The following is a 25,917-nucleotide window of genomic DNA, read 5'->3' as shown; positions in this document are numbered from 1 at the left end:
CCACGGCCCACGCCCGGCGTCCGACCGCCAGTGGCACTGAGAGGCGGCGGGCGCATCGGCCACCTGGCGGGGAACTCATCCAGAGGCTCCAAGAACGACGTCTGCGTTCTCGCCGCCCCAGCCGGTCGGGCTGCGCCAGATGACATGGACACGGAAGATGTCGCGGATCATGTCTACAGACCAGTCCTCAGCAGGCGGTTCGGCAAGAACGAGGTAGAGGCCGTCAGCCGGCTCAGGCAGCGTGTGGTTGATCTCGAGCAGACGGGTCGCGCCCGATCGCAGGTCCGCATAGGTGGAGCAGCCTGCGCCCAAGGCCTCGTAGAGGAAGAGACCGTGCTGGGTGACGCAGCTGACGTCGACGATCACTGAGTCGGCCGGCTGGAGGTCCGCCCAGAGGAGTGATGCCTTCAGCGCGTGACGAACCGCCTCGTGCTTCTTGCACGCGCGGTCGGTGCCGGCGGCCGTCTCCAGCGCGCGAAGGAAGCCGTCCTTCGCGGTCGCAGCTGGTGTTGTGGCGGTGGTGTCCGCGGTGGTCATCTGCACTTCTTCCTTCTGGTCGGCTTGCGTCGGGGTGGCGGGGACCGCGCCGTCGGAGTTCGGTTTCGTCGTCATGCCGAAGCGCTCCTGGAGTTCTCGCCGCGCGTCAGCAAGGGGCCCCGCCCAGCCGGAAGCCGCCAACCCCTCCGCGAGCCGGCCCGCGTCGAAAGTGCCCTCCTTGAGCGCGCGGTTGGTCGTCGCGGCGAGGTCGCGAAGAACTCCGAGTCGTTCTCTGTCCGGATCGCCGAACAGGTGAAGCACGTCGACCCAGTCGGCCTGGTCCCGTCGAAGGATGCGGTTGGCCATGCCCTGGAGTTCGGAGAGACGGCTGCGGGCGTCGGGGACGTCGCTGCCGCTCTCGGTCAGTTCTCCAAGAACGTCCAGTGCCGCGAGGTAGCGCCCGGCCATCCGCTCCGAAACGGGCGACCGACCACGCTGGTCGGCGGCAAGCACCGTCTGGGTCGTCTCGTTGGCGAACACCCAGCAGTCCAGCTTCTCCCCCCGCAGCGGGGGAACCGACCCATGGCGGACGGTGAGGACGAGCGGACGGTCGATCACCGGCGACAACGGCTTGACCTTGAAGCGACCGCCCGGGGCCCGGTCCACGACCTCGACCCGGACGTCGGTGCCGATCCGGGGAAGCCTTCCGGCTCCGCCACCCTCCGACTCGGCCTCGGGCACCGTCGGAGCCTGGGCGTCCCCGGCGCCAGTGAGCGCCTCCGGCAGCGGGGCGGTGTGCAGGACGGTCAGGCTCTGGGTGCTGCGGGTGAGGGCGATGTACAGCTGGCGCTGACCGGCGGGGCCGCGGTCGGCGATCGTGGCGGGCTCGACGACCACGACGTGGTCGTACTCCATGCCTTTGACCTGAGCCGCGGCCAGTACGGAGACAGCCTTGCCGTTCCGCTCACCGATGTCGCCGTCCTCGGCGATCCTGCGGCTGATGACGTCCAGCCAGTCCGAGTCGTCAGGGACGACGACGGCCACAGAGCGGGGGGTGCTGCCATCGCTGGTGTCCATCAGCCGGGCCACATGGGCGACGGTGTCGTCGAGCAGCTTCCACGGCTCGGTCGCCACAGTCTGTACGGCGTCCGCTCCCGCCTCCCGGACAGCCTGCGGGTACGGCAGGGCCGGAGCGATCGCATGCGCGAGCGGAGCAACGAACTCCATGATCTCGGCGGGAACGCGGTAGCTCGTGGTGAGCTGAGCCACGCTCCAGTCGCCGTGGTCGGAGAGAAGTGCGCCGAGCAGGTCCCAGCTCGTCGGTATGTGGGCACCCGTCGCCTGCGCGAGGTCGCCCAGGACGGTCATAGAGCCGCCCACGGCACAGCGACGCCGCAGGGAGCGGGCCTGCATGGGCGTGAGGTCCTGAGCCTCGTCCACGACGATATGGCCGTATCTCGGCGGGGTATCGCCGCTGATCAGCAGGCTGAGCTCTTCGAGGCAGACGTGGTCGTCGAGGGTCCACGGGTCGGCGTCGGCGCTGGCGGCGCGGGGTCGCAACAGGGCCGCCTGCTCGTCCTCGTCGAGGATGCCGTCGGCGCAGTTCCGCAGAAGGTCGGCCGAGTCGTAGAGGCTGCGCAGGGCCTCCCGGGGGCCGGGGGACGGCCAGAGACGTTCGACGAGACGCTCAACCCGGCGGTTGCGCTCCAGGTCACGGCGGATCGTGCCGGTTTGCCCGCGACGTGGGGCGATGTCGGCGAGCTCCTGGAGAAGCCGGTCGACGAAAAGGCCTCGGAAACGGTCGCGCCGCTCCCGGAAGGACCCGTCGCCGGCGTGGGCCCGGTCAAGGATGGCGAGGACCTCGGACTTGGGCACGCGGAGGGTCGTACTACCGGCAGTGACGACGATCGCGGGCTCATCGCCCTCGAAAGAAGGGTCGACGGTGAGGGCATCGAGAGCCTCAGGTCGGTAGTCGCTCTCAACGCGACGCCGCAGGACAGCCGCCATGCGCTCGTCCGACTTCACGAGACGCGCCTTCGGCGAGTCGGCACCGAGAATCTCGCCCTCCCACAGCCGATCCAGCTGGACGGCGTTGACGTCCCGGGTGCCGAGAGTGGGGAGGACCTGACCGACGTAGTCGAGGAACCGCTGATGAGGGCCGATGACGAGGATGTCCTGGGCCTTGAAGTGCTCGTTGTTGACGAGCCAGGTCACTCGGTGCAGACCGACCGCCGACTTGCCGGTACCAGGGCCGCCCTGCACGACGAGGATGTCCGAGGGCGAGCCGGTGACCAGCTCCATCTGATCACGGCGGATGGTCTCGACGATGTCCCTCATCCGGCCGCCACGCGACCGCTGGAGCTCCCGCAGCAGGAAGTCGTCCGGCTGGAGCGCCTTCCGCCGCTGATGTCGTACTACATCGCCGGGCGTGGGGGCCGACGCACTCTCCGGGGCGGGGGGCGCCTTTGTCTCCCCCGCCACGCTGTCGTCGGCGGCCTTACGAGGCTCCGGTACGGCGGCAGGCTCGGGTACGGCCAAGGGCACGGGAGCAGGCATCGGCAAGGAGATCTCGTCGAAGTAACCCTCGACGATCTGCCGTACGCAACGGAGCTGCCGACGCAGGACCACCTCGCCCGGGTTCTCGGGCCGGGTCTCGATCCACTTCTTCGCCTTGGGGCTGGTCCACAGCAGGACCACCGGCTCGTGCGAGGCGTCGCGCACGCCGCGGCGCCCGATGTACCAGGGACGGGGGTCTCCTCCCGGGTCCTCCGGCGCGTCGACGCGGACAAATACCAGGGCTTCGTCGCCGAGCCCCCCGTATGCCTCTGCGTGAGCCTCGGCCCCGGCCCGGTTGGCGATTCCGTCTTTGCCGCTCGCCGAGGCGGTGGCGGCCGAAGTGCCGCTCAGTTCGGCCAGTTTCCTGGTGTAGCAGTCGTACGCGTGGTCCACCGCCCGCTGTTCGCCGGCGAGGACCTCGTCCCGAGTCGTGGTGCTCATGTGCGTCCTCCCTGCGGTGCCTGGGAACACCGCCACGGGCATAGGCCCGTACCCCGCTGAAACAACTATCAGAAACCGGACAGTGACGAACAGTCAGTGGATCAGTTCTCGGACGAGGCCGTTTCACGCTTTCCCCCGAAGCAAGCGCAACCAGATAAGCAGGCCAGTGAAAGCACTGTCAAACGCCTCGACGGATTTGACGGGTGCTGTAGATTGTTGACGTCCGCTCCCGAGAGGCCCAGGGACTCCACCCATGCCCCAGTCATCCGCGTCACCCGCCCAGGTGACCGCCGCCGAGATCTCCCGCATCGCGGGCGTCACCCGGGCCACGGTCAGCAACTGGCGCCGTCGGCACGACGACTTCCCGGTACCGTCCGGCGGCACGGACAGCAGCCCGCTGTACGACCTGGAGGCCGTGCGCTCCTGGCTCGCCTCCCGCGGCCACACCTCGGCCGCGAGCCCCGCGGAGGAACTGCGCACCACCCTGCGCCTGCACACACACGACGGCGGCGGCACACCGGAGGACCTGCTGCTGCTCGTCCTCGCCGCGGCCGGCCGCTCACCGGAGGATCTGACGGCCGCCGTGCGGCTGCCGGACGCGGACCTCGCCGCCCGCGCCCGGCTCGACGCGGCCGCAGCGGCCGACGCCGTACCGGCCACGCAGCCCGCCGCCCGTTTCGAGCCGGCCGACGCGCCGGTGCTGCGCGCGCTGTACGCGTGTGTACGCGACGAGGGCGGCCAGGCCGCCCTGGCCGTGCTCGCGGAACGGGAACTGGAGGACAGCGCCGCCTCCGGCGCCTACCAGACCCCTCCCCCGCTCGCCGGCCTGCTCGCCCGCCTGATCCCCGGCACCCCCGCCCGCGTCCTGGACCCGGCCTGCGGCAGCGGCACCCTCCTGGCGGCCGCAGCCCGCCGGGGCGCGAGCGAGCTGTACGGCCAGGACACCCTCCCCGTGCAGGCCCGCCGCAGCGCCGTCAGCCTGACGCTGACGGCCCCGGAGGCCACGGTCACGGTGCGCGCCGCCGACAGCCTCCGCGCCGACGCCTTCCCCGGCCTCCTCGCAGACGCCGTCCTGTCCAACCCACCCTTCGGCGACCGCGACTGGGGCCACGACGAACTCGCCTACGACCCCCGCTGGGCCTACGGCGTACCGCCCCGCGCCGAACCCGAACTGGCCTGGGTCCAGCACGCCCTCTCCCACCTCACCCCCGGCGGCCACGCCGCCCTGCTCCTCCCGCCGGCCACCGCGGGCCGCGCATCGGGCCGCCGCGTACGGGCCGAACTCGTCCGCAGCGGCGCCCTCCGCGCGGTCATCGCCCTGCCGCCCGGCGCGTCGGTACCCCTGCACATCGGCCTCCACATCTGGCTCCTGCAACGACCCGAACCGGGCGGCCCCGAACGCAAGTCGGTCCTGTTCGTCGACACGACGACAGCAACACCGGCGACAGCGGCCGGGCCCGGCGGCACGGCGGTGCCCGCGCGGACGCGGGGCGGAAGCAGGTCCGCCGCCCTGGACTGGGACGGGCTCACGGCGCGCGCCCTGAACGCCTGGCGGGCGTTCACCGAGCGCCCGGACACGTTCGAGGGCGAGCCCGGCGTCGCGCGCGCCGTCGGCGTGGTGGACCTGCTCGACGACGTGGTGGACCTGACGCCGCCACGACTCGTACGGGCGTCACGGGCCGAGGTCGACCCGGCGAAGCTGTCGGCCGAGGTCGACGCCGCGCGCCGGAGTCTCGTCGAGGCCGCGAAGTCCCTCGGGCGGACGGCCGGTCAGGAGGGGTGGAGCGCCGCGGGCGTCACGGCCCGCCCGTGGCGGACGGCGACGGCGTCCGACCTCACGCGCGGCGGAGCGCTCACCCTGCTGCGGAACCTGCCCGACAGCGTGCGCACCCGCGCGCAGGCCGCGAGCGGCGGGACCGGCGGGGGCGGCATGCCCGAGACGCGGCCGGTGCTCACCAGCTCCGACATCGCCACCGGGTCAGGCCCCAGCGGGGACCCGATGGGGCTGTACGACGACACGGCACCCGTGATCGCCGTCGGCGACGTCCTCGTACGGGCGGTGGCCGGCACGGACGGCCCGATGGCCCGAGTGGCGGACGAGGCGGACGCCGGCGCGCTGCTCGGCCCCCACGTCCACCTCTTCCGTCCGGACCCGGCCCGCCTGGACCCCTGGTTCCTCGCCGGGTTCCTGGGCGCGGAGGAGAACATCGTGGGCGCGTCGACCGGCAGCACCGTCCTGACGGTCAACCCGGGCCGACTGCGCGTGCCGCTGCTGCCGCTGGAGGAGCAGCGGCAGTACGGGAAGGCGTTCCGGCACGTGCACGAACTGCGGGCGGAGGCCCGGCGGGCGACACGGCTGGCGGAGGAGACGGCACGGCTGCTGGCGAGCGGGCTCACGGGCGGGCAGTTGCTGCCGTCGCGGGAGCCCGCGGGGGCGGCGGAGCCTGCGAAGGCGGGCGGACGGGGTGGCGATTCACCCCATTAGGCACGCGTCCTGTCACGCATAGACCACACTTGTCGGACCGTCCCGGCCGGCTGGCCGATCGACTCGGCCCGGCTCGGACCGGACGGTGGGGTTGGGACATTTCGGAAGGAATCCGGGGATCCAGTTGAACAGCAGTAAGCACACGGAGTTGGCGAACCACGCGTGGTCCGTCGCCGACCTCCTGCGGGGGGACTACAAGCAGTCCGACTACGGCAAGGTCATCCTGCCGTTCACGGTGCTGCGGCGACTGGAGTGCGTACTGGAGCCGACCCGCCAGAAGGTCACGGAGATCGCGGAGCAGCACAAGGACAGCGGCATCGACCCCGACCGCTTCCTGCGCCGGGCCTCGGGCCACTCCTTCTACAACCGGTCCGGCCTGACCCTGAAGAAGATCGCGGACGACCCGCAGAATGCGGCGAAGAACCTCATGGTGTACGTGGGGGCCTTCTCGGACAACGCGCGGGGCGTGCTGGACCGCTTCGAGTTCGGGCAGCAGATCAAGCGGCTGGACGGCGCCGGGCTGCTGTACCAGGTCATCGGCAAGTTCACGGACCTGGACCTGCGCCCCGAGGTCGTGCCCAACCACAACATGGGCTACATCTTCGAGGAGCTGATCCGTCGCTTCGCCGAGCAGTCCAACGAGACGGCCGGTGAGCACTTCACGCCGCGTGAGGTCATCCAGCTCATGGTGCGGCTGCTCGTCGCCCCGGACGGCGACGCGCTGCACCTGCCGGGCGCGGTGCGTACGGTGCTCGACCCGGCCTGCGGCACGGGCGGCATGCTCTCCGCGATGGACGACCTGATCAAGGAGCTGAACCCGGACGCCACGGTGGAGGTGTACGGCCAGGAGCTCAACCCCGAGTCGTGGGCGATCTGCCGGTCCGACCTCATGATCAAGGGCCAGGACCCGGAGAACATCGCCTTCGGCAACTCCTTCTCCGACGACGGCCATGCGCGGAAGTCCTTCGACTACATGCTGGCCAACCCGCCGTTCGGCGTGGAGTGGAAGAAGGTCAAGGAGGAGGTCGAGCACGAGCACAAGGCGCTCGGCGAGGCCGGCCGCTTCGGCGCGGGACTGCCGCGCATCAACGACGGCTCACTGCTGTTCCTCCAGCACATGATCTCGAAGATGAAGCCGGTGGACGTGAACGGCGGGGGCGGCTCGCGCCTCGCCATCGTCTTCAACGGCTCACCACTGTTCACGGGCGCGGCCGGCTCGGGTGAGTCGGAGATCCGCCGCTGGATCCTGGAGAACGACTGGCTGGAGGGCATCGTCGCCCTGCCGGATCAGCTCTTCTACAACACCGGTATCTCGACGTACTTCTGGATCCTGACCAACCGCAAGAGCCCGGACCACAAGGGCAAGGTCGTGCTGCTGGACGCGCGCGACCAGTGGCAGAAGATGCGCAAGTCGCTGGGCGACAAGCGCAAGGCTCTGGGCAAGGACCACATCGCGACGGTGGTCAAGCTGTACGGCGAGGCGCTGGCGGTGGCGGGCGATGCGGAGCATCCGCTACACGGCAAGGTGAAGGTCCTCTGGAACGAGGACTTCGGGTACCAGCGGATCACCGTCGAGCGGCCGCTGAAGCTGCGGTTCGAGGTGACGGAGGAGACGCTGGCGGCGCTGGAGGCTTCCAAGGTCATCCAGAAGCTTCCGCAGGCTGCGGCTCTGGCGGAGGCCTTCAAGTCCCTGATGGGCACGAGCTGGGATACGAAGCAGGAGGCCTGGCTCGCGTTGAAGGACGCGGTGGTGCAGGCCGGCGGGACGTGGCCTACGGGGGCGCCGTTCAACAAGGCACTGCGGGAGGTTGTGGGGGTGCGGGACCCGGAGGGCGAGGTGCAGACCGTCAAGGGGCAGCCTGAGCCGGATTCGGAGCTTCGGGACTACGAGAACGTGCCGTTGGGTGACGACGTCGAGGAGTACTTGGTGCGGGAGGTCCACCCGCATGTGCCGGATGCGTGGATCGACCACAGCAAGACGAAGGTGGGGTACGAACTCCCGGTCACGCGTCACTTCTACGTGTACGAGCCTCCGAGGCCACTGGCGGAGATCGACTCAGATCTGAAGGCTCTGGAAGCGGAGATTCAGGCGCTGCTGGGCGAGGTGACAGGATGACCGGGGTAGCCCATGTCGCTTTCCCTCAGATCGCGCTGAGGCGTTACATCTATGAGATCACAGATGGCCCCTTCGGTAGCTCCCTGACCAGCAGCCACTACTCCGACAATGGGGCAAGAGTTATTCGCCTCGGAAACATCGGACTTGCCCACTTCAAGGATGCCGATGCCGCCTATATCCCACTGCAATATTTCGCGCACTTGCGGCGCCATGAGGTACATCCCGGGGACCTGCTCATTGCAGGACTCGGCGATGGAAACCACCCTGTCGGTCGAGCCTGCGTGGCACCAAACAATTTGGGACCGGCCATCGTCAAAGCAGACTGCTTCCGTGCACGACTCGATGAAAGTCGACTAACTCATCGATATGCAGCTTGGGCGCTGAGCTCGTCATTCGTCTGCGATCAGGTATCGACGTTGACCCGAGGTTCAACCCGCGCGCGCATCAATCTAGAAATGGCGCGCGAAATAAGGATCCCGGTTCCCTCAGTGCAGGAACAGCGACGCATCACCCAGTTTCTGGACGCCGAGATCAGTAAGATCGACGACCTACTTTCCAGGAAACACCAGCTCATTTCCCTCCTTGATGAGCGCATCGACAGCCGTATTCTCCAGCACGTTGGCGCCAGCCAACTGGTGCACCCTTCAATGGGTAATCCCGCACTCCCCATCCGTCGAGCTCTTACCAAGGTAGTCCGACCCGCCCTCGCCAATGCAGGCGTGATCACCGCCTACCGCGACGGGCAAGTGACCGAGCGAGGCTTGAGGCGGGCCGAGGGGTACACACTCTCAGCTTCCGCAGACCCGCAGGGGCAGAGCGTCCGGGTGGGTGACGTTGTCGTACACGGACTTGATGGCTTCGCAGGAGCTATCGGAACCTCCGAAGCCGTGGGCAACTGCAGCCCGGTCTATCACGTGTGTGTCCCCGTGGGTGACGGCGACTCCCGCTTCCTCGGCAGGCTCCTCCGCCTGCTGGCTCTCCAGGGGTACCTCGGCAACTTCGCAACCAGCACGCGTGAGCGGGCAGTCGACTTCCGAAATTGGGACCTCTTCGGACGGATCTCCATCCCTGCCGTGCCTTCCAAAGAGCAACACGAGATCGGCGAATGGATCACCAGGCTGCGCCCCCTTCGTGGAGCAGTCGGGCAATCTGAAGCTCTGGCCACCGAGCGCCGACAGGCCCTCATCACCGCCGCCGTAACCGGCCAGTTCGACGTGTCCACCGCCAGCGGTCGCAACGTGACCGAAGGAGTCGCCGTATGAGCCCCGTGCACGACGAGTCCTCCTTCGGGTCCGCCATAGTCGCTGCCCTCTGCGAGCGCGGCTGGAGTGAAGCACGCCCCGAGGACTACCAGGCCGACTTCGGGCTCGACACCAACGAGTTGTTCACCTTCATCGGCGCGACTCAGCCCGACGAGTGGGACGAACTGCTCACCGTCTACGGTGGCAACCCCAACGAGGCGCAGCGCGGATTCGCCCAGCGGCTCGACCGGGCCATCGCCGATGACGGGCTGCTGCACGTCCTCCGCAACGGCGTGAAGGACCGCGGTGTGCGGCTCCATGTCGCCTACTTCAAGCCCAACCTGATCTCCGCGGACTCGGTCCTCGACGGTTACCGGGCCAACCGCCTCACCGTCGTCCGCGAACTCCCCTACGCCACCAAGCAGGCCGACTGGGGGCACCGCCTCGACCTGACCCTGTTCCTCAACGGCATCCCGGTCGCCACGGCCGAGTTGAAGAACCCGCTGACCGGGCAGGGTGTCGAGCAGGCCAAGGAGCAGTACCGGACCGACCGCGACCCGACCGAGCTGATCTTCACGCGGCGCGTCATCGCCAACTTCGCCGTCGACCCGGACCTGGTATTCGTCACCACGCAACTGCGCGGCAAGAGCACCCAGTTCCTGCCCTTCAACACCGGCTCGAACGGCCCCGGCCAGCCCGGCGGGGCCGGAAACCCGGCGCCCACGGCACACGGCACGTACGCCACGTCCTACCTCTGGGAACAGGTCTGGGAGCGGGACAACTGGCTCGACCTGCTCCAGCGCTTCGTGCACCAGCAGAAGCACAAGACGCCCGGCGGCGGCACCACGAAGTCGACGATCTTTCCCCGCTTCCACCAGTGGGACGTGGTCCGGAAACTCACCGCGCACGCGTCCGTCCACGGCGCCGGCCAGAACTACCTGGTCATGGCCTCCGCCGGCTCCGGCAAGTCGAACACCATCGGCTGGCTGGCCCACCGCCTCAGCGACCTGCACGCCCGTACCGATCCGCATGTCCTCAGGCCCGACGCCCTCGCCGACGGCCGCATCAAGCCCGGTGAGCCGGTCTTCGACAAGGTCATCGTCATCACCGACCGCCGCGCGCTGGACGCCCAGCTCTCGGCGACCGTCGGCAGCTTCTCGCAGACCGACGGCCTGGTCGTGAAGGTCGACGAGAAGCACGGGGCGAAGAGCGAGCAGCTCGCCCGCGCCCTCTCCCGGGACACCGGGAAGATCGTCACGGTCACCCTGCACTCGTTCCCGGCGCTGCTCGACTACATCAAGCGCAACCCCACCGAGATCAAGGGCAGCCGCTTCGCGATCATCGTCGACGAGGCGCACTCCTCCCAGTCCGGCGACGCCGCCACCGCCGTGAAGTCCGCCCTGCGCGACCTCGGCCTGGACGCCGACTCGGACGACGAGGGCGCGACCACGGTCACCCTGGACGACCAACTGAAGGCGAAGGCGGTGGCGCGCTCCCGGGCCACCAACCTCTCCTACTTCGCCTTCACCGCCACACCCAAGTCCAAGACCCTCGAACTCTTCGGTACGGAAGGCGTGGAGAACGGCAAGACCGTCTACCGCCCCTTCCACACCTACTCCATGCGCCAGGCCATCGAGGAAGGCTTCATCCTCGACCCGCTGCGCAACTACGTCACCTACAACACCTACTGGAAGCTCGCGAACCTCAACCACGACGAGAAGGAGGTCGACCCCTCCAAGGCCAACAGCCTGCTCGCCCGGTTCGCGCTCATGCACGAGCACACGGTCTCCCAGCACGCCCAGGTGATCGTGGAGCACTTCGTCGCCCACACTCGCGGCCGGCTCGGCGGACGTGCGAAGGCCATGGTGGTCACGGCCTCCCGCCTCTCCGCCGTGCAGATGGCCCGCGCCATCCGCAGTTACATCGCCGATCGCGAGTACGACACCAAGTACCCCGACCTGGGTGTCCTGGTGGCCTTCTCCGGGTCCCTCACCATCGACGGTGAGGAGACCACCGAGAGCAAGGAGAACGGCGGCCTGTCGGAAAGCGCGCTGCCGAAGGCGTTCGGCTACACCCGCGCCGACGACAAGGCAGCGAAGGCCGGCGGCAAGGGGCAACAGGAGTACCGGATCCTCGTCGTCGCCGAGAAGTACCAGACCGGCTTCGACCAGCCGCTCCTCACGACGATGTACGTCAACAAGACGCTGACCGGCATCGCCGCCGTGCAGACCCTCTCACGCCTCAACCGCACCGCCGAGCGCAAGACCCAGGCCGACCTCGCCGTCCTGGACTTCGTCAACGACGCCGAGGACATCAGGGAGGCGTTCCGCCCGTACTTCGAGGAGGCGCAGACCCTGCCCTCCGACCCCAACCTTCTGTACTCGGCCCAGAGCCGCGTCATGTCCGCCCCGGTCATCTCGGAGCAGGACATGGACGAGTTCGTCGCCGCGTACTTCGAGGCGCAGGAGAAGGCCGCCGGCTCCCAGTCCAAGTGGGAGAAGCTGCACGCCGAGCTGTACCGGCTCCTCTCCCCCGCCGTCACCCGCTTCACCCACCTCCTGGAGGGCGAGGAGGAGGACGACGTCGAGGCCGCCGAGGACTTCCGGGCCAACCTCAACGACTACGTCCGCAAGTACGGCTTCCTCGCGCAGATCGTGCCCTACCAGGACGCCGAGTTGGAGCGCCTGTACCTCTACGGGCGCTACCTGCTCAACCGGCTCCCCCGCCTCGCGGACGGCGGAGTCGACATAGGCGAGGTGGACCTCAGCCACCTGCGCGTCGAGAAGACCGGCGAGTACGACGTGTCCCTCAACCCGGAGGGCCCCGCCGAACTCAAGGGCTTCGGGGACGGGGCGGGCGGCGCGAAGGACTCCGAGAAGTCACTGCTGTCCGAGCTGATCGAGAAGTTCAACGCCAAGTTCGGCACGGAGTTCACCGAGGAGGATGTCCTCCCGGCCTTCAACGCCACCAAGAAGGACCCGAAGGTCCGCGCCGCCGCCCTCGTCAACGACGAGGAGAACTTCGGCATCGTCTTCGACAAGAAGTTCGAGGAGAACATGATGGATCATGTCTCCACGATCGACACCCTCGGCAAGCGGTACTTCGGTACGGACCGGGACTTCAAGTCCAATCTCGACCGCAGCGCCCGCCGCGCGGCCTGGCGGATGATCCGCCGGGAGGAGGGGCTGGACGACATCTGACGCGGGGCGTGGGCCCGGTGCAGCACGCTTGCACCGGGCCCACGTCACCGCCTCAGCGGCCGGTGGCCATGCGCAGGAAGCCTGCCCATGCCTCGGGCCCGAAGGACAGCCGGGCCTCTGCGGGACGCTTGGAGTCCCGCACCATTACGGCAGTGGCCGGATGTGCGGCGACCTCGACGCATTCCCCGCCCTCGCCGCTGCTGTAGCTGCTCTTGAACCACGCCGACTCGGGAACCGTCAGCACACTCACCCGATGGGTCATTTCTCTCCCAGGAGTCCTTCGACGAAGGCCAGCGACTCGCGCGGAGTCAGGGCCTGAGCCCGCAGGATGCCGTACTGCTCCTCAGCATCTCGTACCTCTGCGCGCTCGGTGTAGAGGCGACTGGTCCGCTGCACCTCCACATACGCCATCCTCCGTCCGTCCCGGTTCTCGATCAAGGTGAACGGTCCGGCCAATCCACAGTGCTCCTGCACATCGGTGGGCATGACCTGAATCTCCACGTTCCGCCGCTGCCCAATCAGAAGGATCTGTTCCAACTGCCCGCGCAGCACCGGCCGTCCGCCAACCGGCCGTCGCAACACCGACTCCTCGACGACAAAGCTCAGCGTCGGGAGCGGCCTCCGCGAGAAGATCTCCTGGCGGGCCAGACGCGCTCCGATGCGTTGCTCCACGGTCTCCTCATCGAGAAGCGGACGACGCATGGTGAAGACGGCTCTTGCATAGTCCTCGGTCTGCAACAGGCCGGGAATGGCCAACGCACCGTAGACGTGCAGGGTGACCGCCTCTGACTCCAGCCGAGCCATGTCCCTGAAGAACGCCGGATACTGAGCCCGCCCCAGCTCCTCCTTCAACGCCGTGAGCAACCCCTCTGCCCCCAGCACCTCATCCGCCCGCTCGATGAACCGGGCCTGCGGGATTCGCCGTCCCTGCTCGATCGACGCCACCGTGTCCGCCGAGTAGCCGACCCGTTTGCCGAACTCCACCCGGTCCAGCCCCGCCCGCACCCGCAGCAGCTTCAACTGCCGCCCGAACGCGATCACCACGCCCGTCCCCGATTCGTCCTCCGGCCGCTGCTCCGGCTCCTCGTCTCGCGCATCTCGCACCACAGTCACCGTCCTGCCACCCGCCTTTCCCCCGAGTACGTCCGCGTACAGCGCCCGCATCCGCCCCGTACGAAGAGCTGACGTCAGCGCGTCACCCCTGGTGACGCTATGCCACGAGACGCCACCGTGAGTGCATGACCGCAGCACAATCACCCCTCACGGTGCACAAGTTCGCGATGTGCTTCAGCTCGACCCCGCGCGGCGCCCGCCTGGCCAGGCGGCTGTGCGGGACCCGGCTCGATGCCTGGGGCATCCCGTACGGCAGCGATGCGCACGATGTCGTCACCCTCGTCGTGGCGGAGCTGTGCGCCAACGCCGTCCGGCACGGACACGTCGCCGGCCGGGACTTCCACGTCCTGCTCACTGCCGACCCGGCCACCGGCACCGTACGGATCGAGGTCAGTGACACCCGCGGTGAACGCCTCCCCCGCATTCCCACCGCCACGGCACAGGGCGGCGACGGCGGGCGCGGCCTGCTGCTCGTCGAGGCGCTGGCCGACCGGTGGGGCTGCTCACCGCGCGCCGTGGGTGGGCCCGGCAAGACCGTCTGGGCGGAGTGCGCCGCCGACCGCGCCACTCCGCGTGACCTGATCACGTAGGTCGCCCGCGACCCGGTTGGACGCGCGGAACCCGCACCCGCGAAACTGCTCCCCAGCGCATCGAAGACCACTTCGGTAACTCGACGGGGGCGGGGGCGGGGACCAGGTGCCGGAGCCACGGCGGATCGCGGGACGCTACGAGCTGCTGGAGCAGTTCGGCCACGGCGGCATGGGGGACGTGTGGCGGGGTTACGACGCCGTCCTGGACCGGCCGGTCGCGGTGAAACTGATCCGCCCGCAGGCGGTGGCGTCGCCGCATCTGGCGGAGGAGTTCGAGAGGCGGTTCCGGCGCGAGGCGCGGATCACCGCGCGGATCCAGCACCCGGGCGTGCCGCAGGTGTACGACGCAGTGCTCGACGAGTCGTACGAGCAGCTGTTCCTGGTGATGGAGCTGGTCGACGGCGTGCCGCTGACCGCGTACGTGCACCCGGAGCGGCCGCTCCCGGTGAGCTGGGCGGTGGCCGTGGCGGCGCAGGTGGCGACCGTGCTGTCGTACGCGCACGACGTGCCCGTCGTCCACCGTGACCTGAAGCCGGGCAACATCCTCGTCGCCCGGGACGGCACGGTGAAGGTGCTCGACTTCGGCATCGCGGCGATCCTGCGGACGGACGTCACCAAGCTGACCGCGACCGGCAGCCCCATCGGGACGCATCAGTACATGGCGCCGGAGCAGGTGCGCGGCGGGCGGGTCACGCCGCGCGCCGACCTGTACGCGCTGGGGTGTGTGCTGCACGAACTGCTCTGCGGGCGGCCGCTGTTCGCCGGGGACAGCGAGTGGCAGCTGATGATGCAGCACGTCAACGCCAACCCGACGCCGCTGAGGCACCTGCGGGCCGAGGTGCCGGCGGAGCTGGAGGCCCTGGTCCTGCACCTGCTCCGCAAGGCGCCCGAGGCGCGCCCGGCGGACGTGCAGGAGGTGTACGAGCGGCTGCGGCCCTTCCTGCCCTTGCCCGGCGAGGAGTCCGCGCCGCAGGAGGCGGGGCCCGCGGGGACGCCCGACCCGACCGGGATCTTCCGCCGCCCGTACGCGCCCCGCTCGCGCGCCGGCACCGCGGGCGCGCGGCCCGCCGGGGCCGCCGCCGGGCCCGGTGTGCCGCCCGCCGTTCCCGCGGCCGAGCGGGAGGCGCTGCGGGAGCGGATCCGGGAGGTCCACGCGCACTACCGAGCGCTGCTGGAGGAGGAGCGGTACGCGCAGGCCGCCGAGGTGGTGGGCGAGATGATCGAGCCCGCCGCGCGCGCCCTCGGCTCGGAGAACAAGGCGGTCCTCGGGCTGCGCATGCGCCGGGCGGTCAGCCGCCAGCTCGCGGGCGACCACCGGGCCGCGCTGCCCGAGTTCGAGGCGCTCGCCGACGCCTACGGGCGGGTGAGCGGCCCGGGCAGTGAGGAGGCGCTGGACAGCCGGGCGCAGGCGGCGCGCTGCCGGGGCGAACTCGGCCAGGTGACGGAGGCGTTGGCGGGGCTGCACGATGTCCTCGACGTCGTGCGGTCCGTGGACGGCGACGTGAGCGAGACGGCCGTGGAACTGCGGCGCGACATCGGCATGCTGCTGCTCGCGCAGGGCCGGGCCTCGGACGCCTTCGCCGTCCTGGAACCACTGCACGAGGACCTGTGCATGGTGTTCGGCCCGGACGACGAACTCACCGCCGAGGTCGCCGAGACGCTGGCCGTGATCCGTCTGGATCTCGACGGCAGCAGCCCCGGCGCCTCCTCCTGACCTGGTATTCCGCCCGCACCGCACTCCGCCCGGCCCTAGGATCCCCTCATGCCGCAGCTCGCCTTCGACATCGGTTTCTTCGCCGAACTCCCCAAGCTCCAGCCGCCGGTCAGGAAGGGCGTGCTGGAGGCCTGGGAGAAGTTCGGCCGGCTCACCCTCGACCAGCTCTTCAAGGATCCGGGGCTGAAGCTGGAGAGCCTGACGAACGCGAAGGACAAGCAGATCCGGACGATCCGCATCGACCAGTTCTGGCGCGGTGTGGTGCTCGCTCCGCCGACCGGGGACACGTTCATCCTGCTGCGGGTCATGCAGCACGACAAGGCGATCGCCTGGGCGAAGAAGCAGAAGGCCAGCATCAACGAGGTGACGCGGGCCGTCGAGATCCGGGACGCGGCGACCCTGGACGAGCTCACGCCGGCGTACGAGCGGGTCGCGGAGGGATCGCCGAAGAAGCGGCTGTTCGCGGAGTTCTCCGACGGGGACCTGAAGGCGCTCGGCATCGACGACGAGACGCTGCGGCAGGCGCGGTCGCTCGTCGACAAGGAGCAGTTGGAAGTGTTCGCGCCGCTGCTGCCGCAGGACCAGCGGGAGGTGCTGCAGTACCTCGCCGAAGGGATCCCGATCCAGGAGGTGTGGCAGGACATCGTCGCGCCCGCCCTGCAGGCGTCGACGCGGCCGGTGGACACGCAGGACTACGAGACGGCGATCCGGCACACCCGGGCGCGCATCGCGCTGGTCACGGCGCCGGAGGAGCTGCGGGACATCCTGGAGAAGCCGTTCGCGGCCTGGCGGGTGTTCCTGCACCCCTCGCAGCGCAAGGTGGCCTACCGGGCGTCGTACTCGGGGCCCGCCCAGGTCACCGGCGGGCCGGGCACCGGCAAGACCGTCGTAGCCCTGCACCGCGTCAAGCACCTGCTGGGGCACCTGCGCGACGGGGACCGCATCCTGCTCACCACCTACACCAACGCGCTCGTCAACGCGCTCCGCTCCGGCCTGGAGTCACTGGTGGAGGACCCGGAGCTGCGCGGGCGGGTGGACATCTCGACGGTGGACGGCTTCGCGAGCCGGGTCGTCGCCGAGGCGCCGGGCGCGGTGGCGCTGCGGCCGCTGATGAACAACGAGGAGGAGAGCCGCTGGGGCAAGGCCGCCAAGGCGACCGGGTTCCCCGGCAGCGCCCAGTTCCTCACCCAGGAGTACCGGCACGTCGTCCTCGCCCAGGACATCAGAAGCCTCGCCGAGTACGAGTCGGCGGACCGGCGTGGGCGCGGAAGCCGGCTGACGGCGGCCGAACGGCCGCTGGTGTGGGAGACGGTGGAGCGGTTCACGGACGGACTGGCCGCGGACGGGGCCCGCACCTGGCTGCAGACCTGCGCGGAGGCGGCGCGGCTGCTGGCGGAGAAGGGGCCGCAGTACCGGCATGTGGTGGTGGACGAGGCGCAGGACCTGCACCCGGCGCAGTGGCGTCTGCTGCGCGCGGCCGTACCCGCCCGCCCGGACGACCTGTTCATCGCGGGCGACCCGCACCAGCGCATCTACGACTCGAAGGTGTCCCTGAAGTCGCTGGGCATCAAGGTCACCGGGCGGTCGGTGAAGCTGCGCAAGAACTACCGCAGCACCCAGGAGATCCTGCGCTGGTCCACCGCCCTGCTCATCGGCCGCCCCATCGCCCAGTTGGAGGACGAGGGCCGCGACGACACCCTGCTCGGCTACCGCTCCGCCCTGCACGGCGACGGGCCTGCCGTGCTCGGGGCGGCGGACGAGGACGCCGAACTCGCGGCGCTGGTCTCCCAGGTGCGGGCGTGGCTGGACGCGGGCGTAGGCGCCGAGGAGATAGGGGTGAGCACCCGGTTCAACAAGACCTGCGCCAAGGCGGTGACTCATCTCAAGGCCGCCGGCATCCCCGCCGTAACACTGCGGTCCGCCGACACCGCGGGCGCGGCGGACGCCGTACGCGTCGGAACCATGCACTCGTTCAAGGGACTCGAGTTCCGCTGCGTCGCGGTGATCGGCGCCGACGACGGTGCCGTGCCGTTCGCGAAGGCGGTGACGCCGGCCGAGCTGGACGCCAAGCAGCACGAGACGGACCTGATGGCGGAACGCTGCCTGCTGTTCGTCGCCTGCACGAGAGCGCGCGACAGCCTGTACGTGTCGTGGTCGGGCGAGCCGAGTCCGTTCCTGGTGGAGGCGGGCTGCGGGGTTGGGTAGCCGACACGGTCCGCTCACCATGCCTGGAATAAGCGGACGCCAACTAACGAAGATTGTTTGACGGTGCTTTCATTCGCATGCGAAGCTGTAGTCGCTTCAGCTCGTGAAGGCGGCGCGGCGAAGGACGTCGTGGCGCGAAGGGGTGGACGGGCGGTAGCGAGGGGGGATGCGGGTTCAACCGCCCGAGCCATTGCCGGGGGTGCCTGCAACCGGAATCCTTCTCCTGCCCCCGGCAGTGCGGGGTGCCCATCGATGAGGCACTCGCGGAAGGGGCTGTGATGGCTGGCGTGAAGACTCCTGATGAAGGAGGGGCCGAGAAGGCGGGGAAATGGGTCGCCGATCTCGCAGAGAAGGTCATGGTGCACGGTGTTGGGCCACTCACGGGGTCGGCGACCTGGGCCGAGGACCGTCTTTCGCGTCGGCAGGGCGCCGATTACAGGGCACCCGGCGACGATGAGCGCCGTTCTCCTGAGGACATGAAGGATGACATCGATGCGGTCGTCGCCCGCCTCATCAAGGAGTCCGTGGCCGCGGCCGGGACCCAGGGGTTCGTCACCGGGCTCGGAGGTCTCCTCACTGCAGGCGTGACGATCCCTGCGAACGTGGCCGCGTCCTTCGCTATCAACATGCGGATGGCTGGTTCCATCGCGCACCTTCGGGGGTGGGACATACGTGATCCACACGTGCGGACCGTCGCGATGATGCTCGCGATCGGGATGAGCACGCAGAGCGTCCTGGCCGCCTTCGGGGTGAAGGTCGGTCAGAAGATCGGTGAGCAGATGATCAAGAAGATCCCGATTGCGATGCTCCGGGCGATCAACAAGAAGGTCGGATTCTTCCTCTTCGCGAAGTATGGAACCCAGCGTGCTGCGATCACGCTCGCCAAGGCGGTCCCGATCCTGGGAGGCCTCGTCGGAGGGGCTGTGGACGCGGGAGCGACTGCTGTCATCGGACGGGCCACGGACAAGGCCTTGCGCGACGACACCCTGCGAGGCGATGGACCGAAGTAACAAGCGAACCAGGTGGACGAGCGCTCGTCCGCGGGAGGACTTCCTGCGCTCGTCGCCGCCTGGCCCTGCCAGACCTCCCCGCCGCCGACACCACGCGCGGCCGCGCCGACGGCCGCGTCCGCCTTCACCGACTATGTCCGCTTCGTCGTCGCCTCCGCTCTCCCGTGGTGGCGGAGGTTGCCCGCGGGCTTCCCGCACTGGAACCGGGTCTCCAAGCCCTTCACCCCTGGCGCGAGTCTCAGTTGTGTACTTGAACAATCGCCGCGTCAACTCCCAGTACGGCAGCCCACTTCGGCCGGAACCGCCCTCAAAGCTTCGGGCTACCTGCGGGAGGCATCGTGCGCCGCCGACTCGCCCGCTGCCAAGCCGCCCTCGACGCCGGAGCCGACCCCGCCGTCGTCACCCACTGGATCGACGAGGCTCAGCGGGACAAGGTCGCGACACAGAAGAAGCTCGACGCGCGCCCCGCCCCCCGGGAGAAGGAATCAGCACTCGACACGCGACAGATCGGGCAGATCGCTGAGAGTCTTGGAGGTATTGCACAACGCATCCAGACTGCCGCCGCCGACGACGAGAAAGGGCCCGCTCTACGGAGCCCTGGGGCGTCACTGTCGGCTACGAACACGAAACGAGGACCGCGACCGTAAGGTCGAGGCCCTCGTCACCGTGTCGTCAACGGTTGTGTCCGAGGGGGGACTTGAACCCCCACGCCCGATAAAGGGCACTAGCACCTCAAGCTAGCGCGTCTGCCATTCCGCCACCCGGACCAGGTGTCTGCCGCCTTGCGGAGGGCTTCCCTCGCGGCGACATGGACAACAATACCAAGGTTTCGGAGTGCGTTTCACCTGCGTATTTCGCCCGGCGGACGGGGAGCCGGGGTGGGGCGGCAGCCTTGTACGCGGAGCGATAACCCGTGCGCGCGGAGTGATCACGGGTCCCTCCGGGACAAGCGCGCGGCGTTCCTACGGGCAGTGGATGACCTGACCCGCGTACGACAGGTTTCCGCCGAACCCGAAGAGGAGCACCGGGGCGCCGCTGGGCAGGGTGCCCTGTTCGACGAGTTTGGAGAGGGCGAGGGGGATGCTCGCGGCGGAGGTGTTGCCGGACTCGGTGACGTCGCGGGCGATCACGGCGTTGACGGCGCCCAACTTCTCGGCGAGGGGCTCGATGATGCGCAGGTTGGCCTGGTGGAGGACCACACCGGCGAGGTCCTCGGGGGCGAGACCGGCGCGCTCGCAGGTCCGACGGGCGATGGCGGGCAGCCGGGTGGTGGCCCAGCGGTAGACGCTCTGGCCCTCCTGCGCGAACCGCGGCGGCGTGCCCTCGATCCGCACCGAGTGGCCCATCTCGGGCACCGACCCCCACAGCACGGGCCCGATTCCCGGCTCCTCCCCCGGCGCGCACGCCTCCACCACCGCGGCCCCGGCGCCGTCGCCGACGAGGACGCAGGTGCTGCGGTCGCTCCAGTCGGCGACGGCGGACATCTCGTCGGCGCCGATCACCAGGGCACGGGTGGCCGCGCCCGCGCGGACGGTGTGGTCGGCGGTGGCCAGGGCGTGGGTGAAGCCGGCGCACACCACGTTGACGTCGATGGCGGCCGGGCCCGGGATGCCGAGCCGGGCCGCGACCCGGGCGGCGGTGTTCGGGGAACGGTCGATCGCGGTGGAGGTGGCGACGAGGACGAGGTCGATGTCGGCGGGTCCGAGCCCCGCGGCCGCGAGGGCCTTGGCGGCGGCGTGCGCGGCCAACTCGTCCACCGGCTCGTCGGGGCCGGCGATGTGCCGGGTGCGGATGCCCACCCGCGTGCGGATCCACTCGTCGCTGGTGTCGACCATGCCGGCCAGGTCCTCGTTGGTGAGTACCCGGGTGGGCTGATAGTGGCCGATGGCGGCGATGCGTGAGCCGTGCATGACGGAGGTCCCCCCTTGTTGCCACGGTGAACGGGATCCACAGTCTGGTCAGTGACTCAGCAGTACGACGGCACGTGAAGCCACAGGAAACGGGCAGACGAATTGTCGGCTCCCCTCAGCACCACCGAGCCCCTGCGCACAGCGGGCCGCGGCGCCGCCCTGCCCGTGCGGGACAATGGGATCTCCGCATCAAGGGCCGCCGCGGCCACCAGCACGCAAAGGAACCGGGGCTGATCAGGACATGGGACGAGTCACGGAACGACGCAAGGTCCTCCGCATCCGGGACGGCGCGCTCTCCACCCGCTCGGACACGCTCGTCGCCGAGGAGCCCCTGGAGATCCGGCTGAACGGCAAGCCCCTGGCGATCACCATGCGCACCCCGGGCGACGACTTCGCGCTCGCGGCCGGGTTCCTGGTGAGCGAGGGCGTGCTGGCCGCCGCGTCCGACGTGGAGAACATCGTCTACTGCGCCGGGGCGACCGCGGACGGTTCGAACACCTACAACGTGGTCGACGTGAGGACCGCGCCCGGCGTCTCCCTGCCCGACTTCAGCCTCGAACGGAACGTCTACACCTCTTCCTCCTGCGGACTGTGCGGCAAGGCCAGCCTGGACGCGGTGCGTACGACCGCGCACTGGCCGATCGCCGACAGCCCTCGCCTCCGCGTCACGCCCGAGCTGCTGGCCGAGCTGCCCGAGCGGCTTCGGGCGGCCCAGCGGGTGTTCGACCGCACGGGGGGCCTGCACGCGGCCGCCCTGTTCAGCGAGGACGGCGAACTGCTGGACATCAAGGAGGACGTGGGCCGGCACAACGCGGTCGACAAGCTGGTGGGCCGTGCGCTGCAGAACGGTGAGCTGCCCCTGTCCCGGACGGTCCTGCTGGTCTCCGGCCGGGCCTCGTTCGAGCTGGCGCAGAAGGCCGTGATGGCCGGGATTCCGGTGCTGGCGGCCGTGTCGGCGCCGTCGTCGCTGGCCGTGGACCTCGCGGCGGAGACCGGCCTGACGCTCGTCGGCTTCCTGCGGGGCAGCTCGATGAACGTCTACGCGGGGGACGACCGGATCGTCCTGGCGGAGGAGACGACCGAGGGCTGACCCCTCAACCGGCTTCCCCCGGCATCTCAACGGCTTCCCCCCGGCATCTCAACCGGCTCCCCCGCATCTCAACCGGCCTCCCCCCGACCTCCACCGGCTCCCTCGTGCACCTCGGCCGCGATCTCGGCGAAGGCCGCCGCCAGCGGGGAGCACCGGCCCTCCGCCCACGCCAGCAGCACCTCGTCGGGCTCGGCGTCGGTGACGGGCACGTAGCTGATGTCGGGGCGCGAGTACTGCTCGGCGACCGAGCGCGGCACGAGCGTGACGGCGCTGCCCGCCGCGATGCACTCGAACTTCTCCTCGATCGTACGGATCGGCAGATCCCCCGGGCGGGGATCGGAGTACCGCAGCCACCGCTCGCCGTCGAGGTCGGCGAGGCTCAACTCCTTTTTCCCGGCGAGCCGATGGTCCTCCCGGAGCATCGCCACGCGGGGCTCGCGGTACAGCGGCCGCAGCCGGAGCCCCTCCTCGCGGACCGGCCGTCGTACATAGGCGATGTCGACCGTGCCGTCGAGGACCAGTCGCTCCTGGTCGTCCCACTCGACCCGGCGCGCGTTGCCCTGCGCGTCCGGGTGGGCTTCGGCGAAGGCACGCAGCGCGGGGGCGACGACGACGCCCGCGCGGAAGCCGACGAGGAGCCGCCGGGACCCGTGCGCGGCACGCAGCACACGGCGCCGGGCCCCGTCGGCCGAGGCAAGCAACTGCCGCCCGTCGTCGAGAAGTTGCTGTCCGGCATCGGTCAACCGCACGCCGTGGCTGTCGCGTACGAGGAGTTCGGCACCCAAGTCCTTCTCCAGAGCGCGGATCTGGCGGCTCAGCACCGGCTGGGCGATGTGCAGCCGCTCGGCGGCACGCCCGAAGTGGAGCAGTTCGGCGACTGCCGTGAAGTAGCGGACCTTGCGCAGATCCAGGTCCATGGCCCGCCCCTTCCGTCGTCCGGGTGGCGATGCCGTCAGGGTATCGCCACGGCCGGAAGAGGTCTTGGACGGACCCGTCTCCCGGACCGCAGGCTGGGAGGCATCCGAAAGGCCGTCCTGCGAGGTCGTCCTTACAAGGCTGAGAAACCGTCCGACAGGGGCGGAGAAGGAGTTCCCATGGGTCTGCGGGGACAGCGTGTCGTGGTGCTCGGCGGTACGTCCGGTATCGGGTTCGCGGTGGCCGAGGGCGCGGCGGCCGAGGGCGCCGAGGTGGTCGTCGCCTCGCGGCGGCAGGAGAGCGTGGACGCGGCGCTGAAGCGGCTGCCGCAGGGCGCGCGGGGGGAGGTGCTGGACACGACGGACGAGGCCGCCGTCCGCGGGTTCTTCGAACGGCTCGGCGCGTTCGACCACCTGGTGTACACGGCGGGCGAGACGCTGCAGCTGGCGAGTGTGGCGGAGACCGAACTGGGGCGGGCGCAGCGGTTCCTGGACACCAGGCTGTGGGGTGCGTACACGGCGGTGAAGTACGGCGCCGGGTCGATCCGGGAGGGTGGTTCGGTGGTGCTGACCACGGGGACGGCGGGGCATCGGCCGCTGCCGGGTTCGAGCGTGGTGTCGGCGCTGTGCGGGGCGATGGAGTCGCTGACCCGGGCGCTGGCAGTGGAGTTGGCGCCGGTGCGGGTCAACGTGGTCGCGCCCGGCGTCGTCCGCACGGAGCTGTGGCGCGAGCTGCCGGAGGCGGAGCGCGAGGGGTTGTACGCGGCGTCGGCCGCGTCGCTGCCCGTGGGCCGGGTGGGCGAGGCCGCGGACGTGGCGGAGGCGTATCTGTATCTGATGCGCGGGGGCTACAGCACCGGTTCGGTCGTGGTCGTGGACGGGGGCGGGACGCTGGCCTGAGAAGGGGCTCCACGGCCCAGCCGGCGCGGTCGACTCAACCGGCCGGGGCGGCCCAGCCGGCGCGGCCGACCCGTCGGCCCAGCCAGCCCGATCGGCCCGTCGACCCGTCGGCCCAGCCAGCCCGATCGGCCCGTCGACCCGTCGGCTCAGTCGGCCTGTCGGCCTGTCGACTCAACCGGCCCCTCGGCCCGTCGACCCGTCGCCCCGGTCGAGCCCTCCGGCGGACCGGCCTGCGCCCGCACCCCGTCAGCCTTCCGCGTCGGAGATCCGCGTCAGCAGGAGCATGAACAGCTCGCATTCGGCGGCGGAGAGGGGGGCGAGCAGTTCCTCGTTGGCCGTACGGGCGGCCCGCTCGCAGCGTTCGAGGAGCAGGCCGCCCTCCTCGGTGAGGGACACGGCGTTCTTGCGGCGGTCCCGGGGATCCGGCGCGCGGACGACCAGTCCGGCGCTCTGCAGGTCGTTCAGGACGCCGACGAGGTCCTTGGGGTCGAGGGCGATCCCCCGCGCGAGGTCGGCCTGGGCCACGGGGGCGAGGTCGCGGACGGCGGAGAGAACGACGTGGTGCCACATCTTCAGGCCCTCGGCGGCGAGGGCCTCGGCGACGAGGGCGCGGCCCCGCGCGGCGGCCCGGCCGAGGATCCAGCTGGGCAGGGCGCGGATCGCGGTCAGCGGCGGTTCGGCGGTCGGGCGGGGGTCGCTGGTCGGGCGGGGGTCGGCGGCCATGGGTGGAAGCCTATCCGAGAAATCGTTGGACGTCCCCATGAATTTCGCTTTACCGTTGGGGCCCCCAACGATTTCGCGGGGTCCCTCGGTCTCCCCTCCCCGCGACCGATCACGCCGGTGTGCCCGGCCACGGAGGTAGCGATGCGTCGCGTCCGGTACGACCGCCCCGGCGGTCCCCTGTTCACGGAGGAGGCCGCCGTCCCCGAACCCGGCCCCGGGCAGCTGCTCGTGCGCTGCACGGCGGTCGGGGTCACGCTGCCGGTCGTCCGCAAGGTCTCCGAGGGCGCCGCGCCGATCCCGCTGGGCGGCGAACTGGCGGGCGAGGTGGTGGCGGTCGGCGTGGGAACGACCCGGTTCCGGACCGGCGACCGGGTGACCGGGCTGTGCTTCGGCCATGGGTACGCCGACTACGCGGTGCTGGAGGAGGCCATGGTCTCGCCGGTGCCGGAGGGCGCCACCGATGTGGACGCGGTCGCGCTGGTGCGCAGCGGGCTGGTGGCGTTCGGCGCCCTGTGCGCGGCGCGCCCGGAGCCGGGCGAGTCGGTGCTGGTGACGGCGGCGGCGAGCGGGGTGGGACACCTGGCGGTCCAGCTGGCGCGGGCGCGGGGAGCGGGCCGGGTGGTGGGGGCCGTGTCCGATCCGGCGAAGGCGGGGTTCATACGCTCCCTCGGCGCGGACGACTGCGTGCGGTACGCCGACGACAACTGGGGAGACCCCGTCGACTGCGTCCTGGACGCGGTCGGCGGCGACCTGCTCACCCCCGCCGTCGCCGCCCTCGCCCCGCACGGCCGGCTCGTCGCCTACAGCTCGGGCGGCGGCACGGTCCGGGCGTACGACCTGCTGGTGGGCGCCAAGTCGGTGATCGGCTTCCAGATGGCGCTGATCGCCCGCGGCCGGCCCGAGCTGTACGAGCGGTGGCGGCTGGAGCTGTGGCGGCTGTTCGCCGAGGGTGCCGTACGGCCCGTCGTGCACGCGGAGTTCGCCCTGGAGGAGGCGGCGCGGGCGCACGCGGTGATCGAGACCCGGTCCAACCTGGGCAAGGTCGTGCTGCGCCCATGACCTCCGGAAGCCCTCCGGAAGCCCTCCGGAAGCCCTGCGGAAGCCCTGCGGAAGCCCTGCGGAAAACCCCCGGAAGCTTCCGGTGGGAGGCTCCATCGTCTGCCGCGCCGTCTCCCGGCACACTTCTTGTATGACACCAAAGGCCCAACTACCTTCGATAGGGCGCACCTTGG

17 protein-coding genes and 1 tRNA gene are annotated in these 25,917 nt (G+C 70.2%); 11 read left to right on the top strand and 7 right to left on the bottom strand.

Features of this window, described 5'->3' with window-relative positions:
* Positions 1-75 precede the first annotated feature (75 nt).
* Complete coding sequence (locus ACWDD7_RS07025; RefSeq protein ID WP_450456631.1) at positions 76-3,474, bottom strand: ATP-dependent DNA helicase; 3,399 nt, start codon at positions 3,472-3,474, stop codon at positions 76-78.
* Positions 3,475-3,727: 253 nt separating this feature from the next.
* Here ACWDD7_RS07025 and ACWDD7_RS07020 point away from each other — a divergent pair, with 253 nt between their 5' ends.
* From ACWDD7_RS07020 to ACWDD7_RS07005, 4 genes are all read left to right on the top strand, one after another.
* Positions 3,728-5,959 carry an N-6 DNA methylase gene (locus tag ACWDD7_RS07020; RefSeq protein WP_450456630.1) on the top strand — a complete coding sequence of 744 codons (2,232 nt, stop codon included), beginning with the start codon at positions 3,728-3,730 and terminating at the stop codon, positions 5,957-5,959.
* Positions 5,960-6,083: 124 nt separating this feature from the next.
* The gene (locus ACWDD7_RS07015; protein ID WP_450456629.1) at positions 6,084-8,075 is read left to right on the top strand and encodes a type I restriction-modification system subunit M; all 1,992 of its coding nucleotides are present in this window, start codon (positions 6,084-6,086) and stop codon (positions 8,073-8,075) included.
* A complete protein-coding gene (locus tag ACWDD7_RS07010) occupies positions 8,072-9,337 on the top strand; it encodes a restriction endonuclease subunit S (RefSeq protein ID WP_450456628.1) in 1,266 nt (421 codons plus the stop codon). The genes ACWDD7_RS07015 and ACWDD7_RS07010 overlap by 4 nt, the downstream gene beginning before the upstream one ends.
* Entirely contained in the window at positions 9,334-12,516 is a 3,183-nt protein-coding gene (locus ACWDD7_RS07005) for a type I restriction endonuclease subunit R (protein WP_450456627.1), read from the top strand. Before ACWDD7_RS07010 ends, ACWDD7_RS07005 begins: the two co-directional genes overlap by 4 nt.
* 52 nt (positions 12,517-12,568) lie before the next feature.
* Here ACWDD7_RS07005 and ACWDD7_RS07000 read toward each other — a convergent pair whose 3' ends face one another.
* Together ACWDD7_RS07000 and ACWDD7_RS06995 are read right to left on the bottom strand one after the other, a co-directional pair.
* Positions 12,569-12,778: a DUF397 domain-containing protein gene (locus tag ACWDD7_RS07000; RefSeq protein ID WP_450456626.1), complete on the bottom strand. Its 210-nt coding sequence runs from the start codon at positions 12,776-12,778 to the stop codon at positions 12,569-12,571.
* Positions 12,775-13,629 carry a helix-turn-helix domain-containing protein gene (locus ACWDD7_RS06995; RefSeq protein ID WP_450456625.1) on the bottom strand — a complete coding sequence of 285 codons (855 nt, stop codon included), beginning with the start codon at positions 13,627-13,629 and terminating at the stop codon, positions 12,775-12,777. The genes ACWDD7_RS07000 and ACWDD7_RS06995 overlap by 4 nt, the downstream gene beginning before the upstream one ends.
* Positions 13,630-13,754: 125 nt before the next feature.
* Between ACWDD7_RS06995 and ACWDD7_RS06990 the strand changes: the two genes are divergently transcribed.
* The 4 genes from ACWDD7_RS06990 (at position 13,755) to ACWDD7_RS06975 (ending at position 19,148) form a co-directional block, all read left to right on the top strand.
* A complete protein-coding gene (locus ACWDD7_RS06990; protein ID WP_450456624.1) occupies positions 13,755-14,219 on the top strand; it encodes an ATP-binding protein in 465 nt (154 codons plus the stop codon).
* A gap of 106 nt (positions 14,220-14,325) precedes the next feature.
* Complete coding sequence (locus ACWDD7_RS06985) at positions 14,326-15,933, top strand: protein kinase domain-containing protein (RefSeq protein WP_450456623.1); 1,608 nt, start codon at positions 14,326-14,328, stop codon at positions 15,931-15,933.
* A gap of 48 nt (positions 15,934-15,981) precedes the next feature.
* Complete coding sequence (locus ACWDD7_RS06980) at positions 15,982-18,138, top strand: UvrD-helicase domain-containing protein (protein ID WP_450456622.1); 2,157 nt, start codon at positions 15,982-15,984, stop codon at positions 18,136-18,138.
* A 242-nt stretch (positions 18,139-18,380) separates the two neighbouring features.
* Positions 18,381-19,148: a hypothetical protein gene (locus tag ACWDD7_RS06975; protein WP_392211921.1), complete on the top strand. Its 768-nt coding sequence runs from the start codon at positions 18,381-18,383 to the stop codon at positions 19,146-19,148.
* Positions 19,149-19,830: 682 nt separating this feature from the next.
* On the opposite strand, the gene ACWDD7_RS06970 is transcribed toward ACWDD7_RS06975, so the two are convergent.
* A tRNA-Leu gene (locus ACWDD7_RS06970) sits at positions 19,831-19,915 on the bottom strand.
* Between the two features lie 195 nt (positions 19,916-20,110).
* Positions 20,111-21,058 (bottom strand): beta-ketoacyl-ACP synthase III, encoded by a 948-nt coding sequence (locus ACWDD7_RS06965; protein WP_351866948.1) that lies wholly within the window; start codon positions 21,056-21,058, stop codon positions 20,111-20,113.
* Between the two features lie 241 nt (positions 21,059-21,299).
* On the opposite strand from ACWDD7_RS06965, the gene fdhD reads away from it, so the two are divergent.
* On the top strand, positions 21,300-22,148 hold the full coding sequence (gene fdhD / locus ACWDD7_RS06960) for a formate dehydrogenase accessory sulfurtransferase FdhD (protein ID WP_450456621.1): 849 nt from the start codon (positions 21,300-21,302) through the stop codon (positions 22,146-22,148).
* Between the two features lie 68 nt (positions 22,149-22,216).
* On the opposite strand, the gene ACWDD7_RS06955 is transcribed toward fdhD, so the two are convergent.
* Positions 22,217-23,065: a LysR family transcriptional regulator gene (locus tag ACWDD7_RS06955; RefSeq protein ID WP_450456620.1), complete on the bottom strand. Its 849-nt coding sequence runs from the start codon at positions 23,063-23,065 to the stop codon at positions 22,217-22,219.
* 177 nt (positions 23,066-23,242) lie between these two features.
* On the opposite strand from ACWDD7_RS06955, the gene ACWDD7_RS06950 reads away from it, so the two are divergent.
* Positions 23,243-23,962 carry an SDR family oxidoreductase gene (locus tag ACWDD7_RS06950; protein WP_351866939.1) on the top strand — a complete coding sequence of 240 codons (720 nt, stop codon included), beginning with the start codon at positions 23,243-23,245 and terminating at the stop codon, positions 23,960-23,962.
* Between the two features lie 246 nt (positions 23,963-24,208).
* Here the strand turns inward: ACWDD7_RS06950 and ACWDD7_RS06945 are convergent, their stop codons facing one another.
* Positions 24,209-24,685, bottom strand: a complete 477-nt coding sequence (locus ACWDD7_RS06945) for a MarR family winged helix-turn-helix transcriptional regulator (protein ID WP_450456619.1) — start codon at positions 24,683-24,685, stop codon at positions 24,209-24,211.
* 141 nt (positions 24,686-24,826) lie between these two features.
* Between ACWDD7_RS06945 and ACWDD7_RS06940 the strand changes: the two genes are divergently transcribed.
* Positions 24,827-25,744 carry a quinone oxidoreductase family protein gene (locus ACWDD7_RS06940; protein ID WP_450456618.1) on the top strand — a complete coding sequence of 306 codons (918 nt, stop codon included), beginning with the start codon at positions 24,827-24,829 and terminating at the stop codon, positions 25,742-25,744.
* Positions 25,745-25,917 lie beyond the last annotated feature (173 nt).

The organism is Streptomyces sp. NPDC001056, assembly GCF_053598955.1.
Note: the sequence above shows the minus strand (reverse complement) of the source record. Positions and strands in the feature narration are given on the sequence as shown.